The organism is Enterobacter sp. K16B (assembly GCF_020216105.1).
Classification (GTDB): Bacteria; Pseudomonadota; Gammaproteobacteria; order Enterobacterales; family Enterobacteriaceae; genus Enterobacter; species Enterobacter sichuanensis.
In genome coordinates, this window is record NZ_JAIWJZ010000074.1 from 1 (window position 1) to 5,216 (window position 5,216).

Consider the following 5,216-nt stretch of genomic DNA (forward strand, 5'->3'; position numbering starts at 1 on the left):
CAGCAAGCTGGCCTATCGCCGACCGTTGGTCAATCGTAGGCGCTTACTACTTTGACACCAATACCAGTAAGCCTGCCGACCAGATGGTCGGTTTGCAATATAACTCCTGCTGCTACGCGCTGCGCGTCGGTTACGAACGTAAGCTTAACGGCTGGAATACTGACAACAATCAGAGCAAATACGATAACGTGATTGGCTTCAATGTCGAACTGCGCGGCCTGAGCTCCAACTATGGCCTGGGCACGCAGCAGATGCTGCGCTCGAACATTCTGCCTTACCGCAGTTCCTTGTAATGTGCTTGATTTGCAACGTAATCCGCTTTGCGGTTAATTGAAATGGAAAAAGTATGAAGAACTGGAAAACGCTGCTGCTCGGTGTCGCTATGGTTGCGAATACCAGCTTCGCGGCCCCCCAGGTTGTTGATAAAGTCGCCGCTGTGGTTAACAACGGCGTTGTGCTCGAAAGTGACGTTGACGGTCTGATGAAATCGGTGAAGCTCAATTCCGGCGAAGCAGGTCAGCAGCTGCCGGATGACGCCACATTGCGCCACCAGATCCTGGAGCGTCTGATCATGGATCAGATCGTTTTGCAGATGGGTCAGAAAATGGGCGTGAAGGTCACTGACGAGCAACTCGATCAGGCCATCGCGAACATCGCGAAGCAGAACAATATGTCTTTAGATCAGATGCGCAGCCGTCTGGCCTATGACGGTATCAGTTATGCCACCTACCGTAACCAGATCCGTAAAGAGATGCTGATTTCGGAAGTGCGTAACAATGAAGTGCGCCGCCGCGTCACGATCCTGCCGCAGGAAGTGGACGCGCTGGCAAAACAGGTGGGCAACCAGAATGACGCCAGTACAGAGCTGAACCTGAGCCACATTCTGATCCCGCTTCCTGAGAATCCAACCTCCGACCAGGCTGCGGAAGCCGAAAGCCAGGCGCGTTCCATTGTAGAGCAGGCGCGTAATGGCGGTGACTTCGGCAAGCTGGCCATTACCTACTCCGCTGACCAGCAGGCGCTGAAAGGCGGCCAGATGGGCTGGGGTCGTATTCAGGAGCTGCCTTCCATCTTCGCTCAGGCACTGAGCACGGCGAAGAAAGGCGATATCGTCGGTCCAATCCGTTCAGGTGTGGGCTTCCATATTCTGAAAGTGAACGATCTGCGTGGACAGAGCCAGAGTATTTCTGTCACCGAAGTGCATGCTCGCCACATTCTTCTGAAACCGTCACCGATCATGACTGACGATCAGGCACGTGCAAAGCTTGAACAGATTGCTGCTGACATTAAGAGCGGTAAAACCTCGTTTGCAAATGCGGCAAAAGAGTTCTCTCAGGATCCCGGCTCTGCTAACCAGGGCGGCGATTTGGGTTGGGCGGCTGCAGATATTTACGATCCTGCATTCCGTGATGCCCTGATGAAGCTGAACAAAGGCCAGATCAGTGCGCCAGTACACTCTTCATTTGGCTGGCACCTTATCGAGCTGATGGACACCCGTAACGTGGATAAAACCGATGCGGCGCAGAAAGACAGAGCCTACCGTATGCTGTTTAACCGTAAGTTCTCTGAAGAAGCGGCAACCTGGATGCAGGAACAACGCGCCAGCGCTTACGTAAAAATTCTGAGCAACTAATGAAACAGCATCGTGTTGTGATCACGCCCGGCGAACCCGCCGGGATTGGGCCTGACCTCGTCGTTCAGCTTGCCCAGCGCAACTGGCCGGTGGAGCTGGTCGTCTGCGCTGATGCAACACTGTTACAAGACCGGGCAACGCTGCTCGGTCTGCCTTTAACGCTCATCCCCTACGTTGAAGGTCAACAGCCTGCACCACAGCAAGCCGGTACGCTCACGCTTCTTCCTGTTCCCCTGCGTACGCCTGTTATTCCGGGCCAGCTCAGCACGGAAAACGGTCACTATGTCGTTGAAACGCTTGCGCGTGCCTGCGACGGTTGTCTGAAGGGTGAATTTGCCGCCCTGATTACCGGCCCGGTCCACAAAGGCGTCATTAACGAAGCGGGTATTCCCTTTACCGGACATACGGAGTTTTTTGAAGAGCGCTCGCACAGCCCGAAAGTCGTCATGATGCTGGCAACGGAGGCGATGCGTGTTGCGCTTGTCACAACCCATCTGCCCATCAGAGCCATTCCGGATGCCATTACCCCGGAACTGCTGCGGGAGATCATCGGGATCCTGCATCATGATCTGCAAACCAAATTCGGCATCAAGCAGCCGCACGTTCTGGTCTGCGGCCTGAATCCGCATGCCGGCGAAGGCGGGCATATGGGTACCGAAGAGATCGACACCATTATTCCGGTCCTTGAAGAAATGCGCGCAAAAGGGATGCACTTAAGCGGGCCGCTGCCTGCTGATACCCTTTTCCAGCCGAAATACCTGGATAATGCCGATGCCGTGCTCGCGATGTACCACGATCAAGGCCTGCCCGTGCTAAAATACCAGGGCTTTGGCCGCGGGGTGAATATCACTCTCGGTTTACCCTTTATTCGAACGTCCGTTGACCACGGTACTGCGCTGGATCTGGCAGGCCAGGGGAAAGCGGATGTCGGCAGTTTTATTACGGCGCTTAATCTCGCCATCAAAATGATTGTTAATACTCAATGACTAATCGAGTCCATCAGGGCCACTTAGCCCGTAAACGTTTCGGGCAAAACTTCCTTAACGATCAGTTCGTGATCGAAAGCATTGTCTCGGCTATTAACCCGCAAAAAGGTCAGGCGATGGTCGAAATCGGCCCGGGCCTTGCCGCGCTGACCGAGCCGGTCGGCGAACGCCTTGACGCACTGACCGTCATCGAACTGGACCGCGATCTGGCCGCACGCCTGCAAACGCACCCGTTCCTTGGGCCGAAGCTGACCATTTATCAGCAGGATGCCATGACCATGAACTTTGGCGAGCTGTCAGAGAAAATGGGTCAGCCGCTGCGCGTGTTCGGCAACCTGCCGTACAACATTTCCACCCCGCTGATGTTCCACCTGTTTAGCTATACTGATGCCATTGCCGACATGCACTTCATGTTGCAAAAAGAGGTGGTGAACCGTCTGGTTGCAGGCCCGAACAGTAAAGCGTATGGTCGTTTAAGCGTGATGGCGCAATATTACTGCAACGTGATCCCGGTTCTCGAAGTTCCGCCATCCGCCTTTACGCCACCACCGAAAGTGGATTCTGCGGTTGTACGCCTGGTGCCGCATAAAACGAAACCGTACCCGGTTCACGATCTGCGTGTACTGAGCCGCATCACCACAGAAGCCTTTAATCAGCGCCGGAAAACGATCCGCAACAGTCTGAGCAATTCGTTCACCGTTGAGGTGTTAGCGGAACTGGGGATCGACCCGGCAATGCGTGCGGAAAACATTTCCGTAGAGCAGTACTGCAAGCTGGCTAATTACATCAGCGAAAATGCGCCGCCGAAGGAGAGTTAAGCCATGATTGATTCGCCCCGCGTATGTGTCCATGTACAAAGCGTCTATGTTGAATCGCAATCCTCGCCGGATGAAGAACGTTTTGTCTTTGCTTACACTGTGACCATTCGTAATCTGGGGCGGGTGCCTGTGCAGCTGCGTGGGCGCTACTGGCTTATTACCAACGGCAATGGCCGCGAAATCGAAGTTCAGGGAGAGGGTGTGGTCGGTGAACAACCCCACATCGCCCCTGGTGAAGAGTATCAGTACACCAGCGGTGCAGTGATTGAAACGCCGATGGGTACCATGCAAGGCCATTATGAAATGGTCGACGTCGATGGCAATGGATTCCGCGTTGCCATTCCTGTGTTCCGTCTCGCCGTTACAACACTCATTCATTAATCTAATGTCTACATATCTGATTGGCGACGTTCACGGTTGCTACGATGAACTGATCGCATTATTAAAACAGGTCGACTTTACGCCAGGGCAGGACACGCTCTGGCTGACGGGCGATCTGGTCGCGCGTGGCCCTGGCTCACTGGAGGTTCTGCGCTTCGTAAAATCACTCGGCGACAGTGTACGCATGGTGCTGGGCAATCACGATCTGCATCTGCTGGCGGTCTTCGCCGGGATCAGTCGCAACAAGCCTAAAGATCGCCTCACTCCGCTGCTGGATGCGCCGGACGCCGACGATCTGATTAACTGGCTGCGCCGTCAGCCCTTGCTGCAGATCGACGAAGAGAAAAAGCTGGTCATGGCGCATGCCGGGATCACGCCACAATGGGATCTGGAGACGGCGAAAACCTGTGCGCGTGACGTGGAGGCGGTGCTGGCGAGCGACTCCTATCCTTTCTTCCTTGATGCCATGTACGGCGATATGCCGAACCACTGGAGCGAGGATCTCAGCGGCCTGGCTCGTCTGCGCTTTATCACCAACGCCTTCACCCGGATGCGTTTCTGCTTCCCGAACGGGCAGCTGGACATGTATTCCAAAGAGACGCCGGAAAGCGCGCCAGCCCCGCTCAAGCCGTGGTTTGCCATTCCGGGGCCGGTGACAAGCGAGTACAGCGTGGTATTTGGTCACTGGGCGGCACTGGAAGGAAAAGGGACACCGGAGGGGATCTACGGTCTGGATACCGGATGCTGCTGGGGCGGAGAGTTAACCAGCCTGCGCTGGGAAGATAAAGCTTACTTTGTTCAGCCATCCAACCGACAGCTGGACTTAGGGGAAGACGAGGCCGTTGCCTCCTGATACGTCATTCCCTCTCCCAACCGGGAGAGGGTAAATCATTTAACGACGTTCCAGAATCTCGAAGCAGTAGCTGTGGGAGTTCTGAGCATCCGCGTCGTGGAATTCGCTGAATACGGATTCCCACTCGTCCGGATCGTAGTCCGGGAAATGGGTATCCCCTTCCACTTCCGCATCAATGTGGGTCAGATACAACTTCTGCGCTTTTGGCAGGAACTGTTCATATACACGCCCACCGCCAATCACCATGATCTCTTCGGCATTGCCACACGCAGCAATCGCCTCGTCGACAGATTTTACCCATTCGACGCGATCGTCAGTGCCTGGCTGGCTACTGATAACGATATTCTTCCGGCCCGGCAATGGACGACCAATCGACTCCCAGGTCAGGCGGCCCATCACTACCGGCTTGTTTAACGTAGTACGTTTAAACCATGCAAGATCGGCAGGCAGGTTCCACGGCATGGCATTTTCCATACCGATAACGCGGTCCACCGCCAGCGCTGCAATCAGACTGATCATTGAAAATTTCCCGGATGCAAAAAATT

General features: G+C 54.8%; 6 protein-coding genes and 1 pseudogene. 6 read left to right on the plus strand and 1 reads right to left on the minus strand.

The window, feature by feature from the left end; genetic code table 11:
- The 6 genes and pseudogenes from LDK53_RS14525 to apaH form a co-directional block, all read left to right on the plus strand.
- Nucleotides 1–293, plus strand: a pseudogene (locus tag LDK53_RS14525) (LPS-assembly protein LptD); the annotation flags it as partial.
- A 53-nt stretch (nt 294–346) separates the two neighbouring features.
- Complete coding sequence (surA, locus tag LDK53_RS14530) at nt 347–1,633, plus strand: peptidylprolyl isomerase SurA (RefSeq protein ID WP_047957733.1); 1,287 nt, start codon at nt 347–349, stop codon at nt 1,631–1,633.
- Nucleotides 1,633–2,619, plus strand: coding sequence for a 4-hydroxythreonine-4-phosphate dehydrogenase PdxA (pdxA, locus tag LDK53_RS14535; protein WP_095449627.1), 987 nt, complete (start codon nt 1,633–1,635; stop codon nt 2,617–2,619). Before surA ends, pdxA begins: the two co-directional genes overlap by 1 nt.
- The gene (gene rsmA / locus LDK53_RS14540) at nt 2,616–3,437 is read left to right on the plus strand and encodes a 16S rRNA (adenine(1518)-N(6)/adenine(1519)-N(6))-dimethyltransferase RsmA (protein ID WP_059385874.1); all 822 of its coding nucleotides are present in this window, start codon (nt 2,616–2,618) and stop codon (nt 3,435–3,437) included. The genes pdxA and rsmA overlap by 4 nt, the downstream gene beginning before the upstream one ends.
- 3 nt (nt 3,438–3,440) lie before the next feature.
- Nucleotides 3,441–3,818 (plus strand): Co2+/Mg2+ efflux protein ApaG, encoded by a 378-nt coding sequence (apaG, locus tag LDK53_RS14545; RefSeq protein ID WP_025758021.1) that lies wholly within the window; start codon nt 3,441–3,443, stop codon nt 3,816–3,818.
- 4 nt (nt 3,819–3,822) lie between these two features.
- Nucleotides 3,823–4,671, plus strand: a complete 849-nt coding sequence (gene apaH / locus LDK53_RS14550; RefSeq protein ID WP_225287454.1) for a bis(5'-nucleosyl)-tetraphosphatase (symmetrical) ApaH — start codon at nt 3,823–3,825, stop codon at nt 4,669–4,671.
- 39 nt (nt 4,672–4,710) lie between these two features.
- On the opposite strand, the gene folA is transcribed toward apaH, so the two are convergent.
- A complete protein-coding gene (folA, locus tag LDK53_RS14555; protein WP_008502023.1) occupies nt 4,711–5,190 on the minus strand; it encodes a type 3 dihydrofolate reductase in 480 nt (159 codons plus the stop codon).
- Nucleotides 5,191–5,216 lie beyond the last annotated feature (26 nt).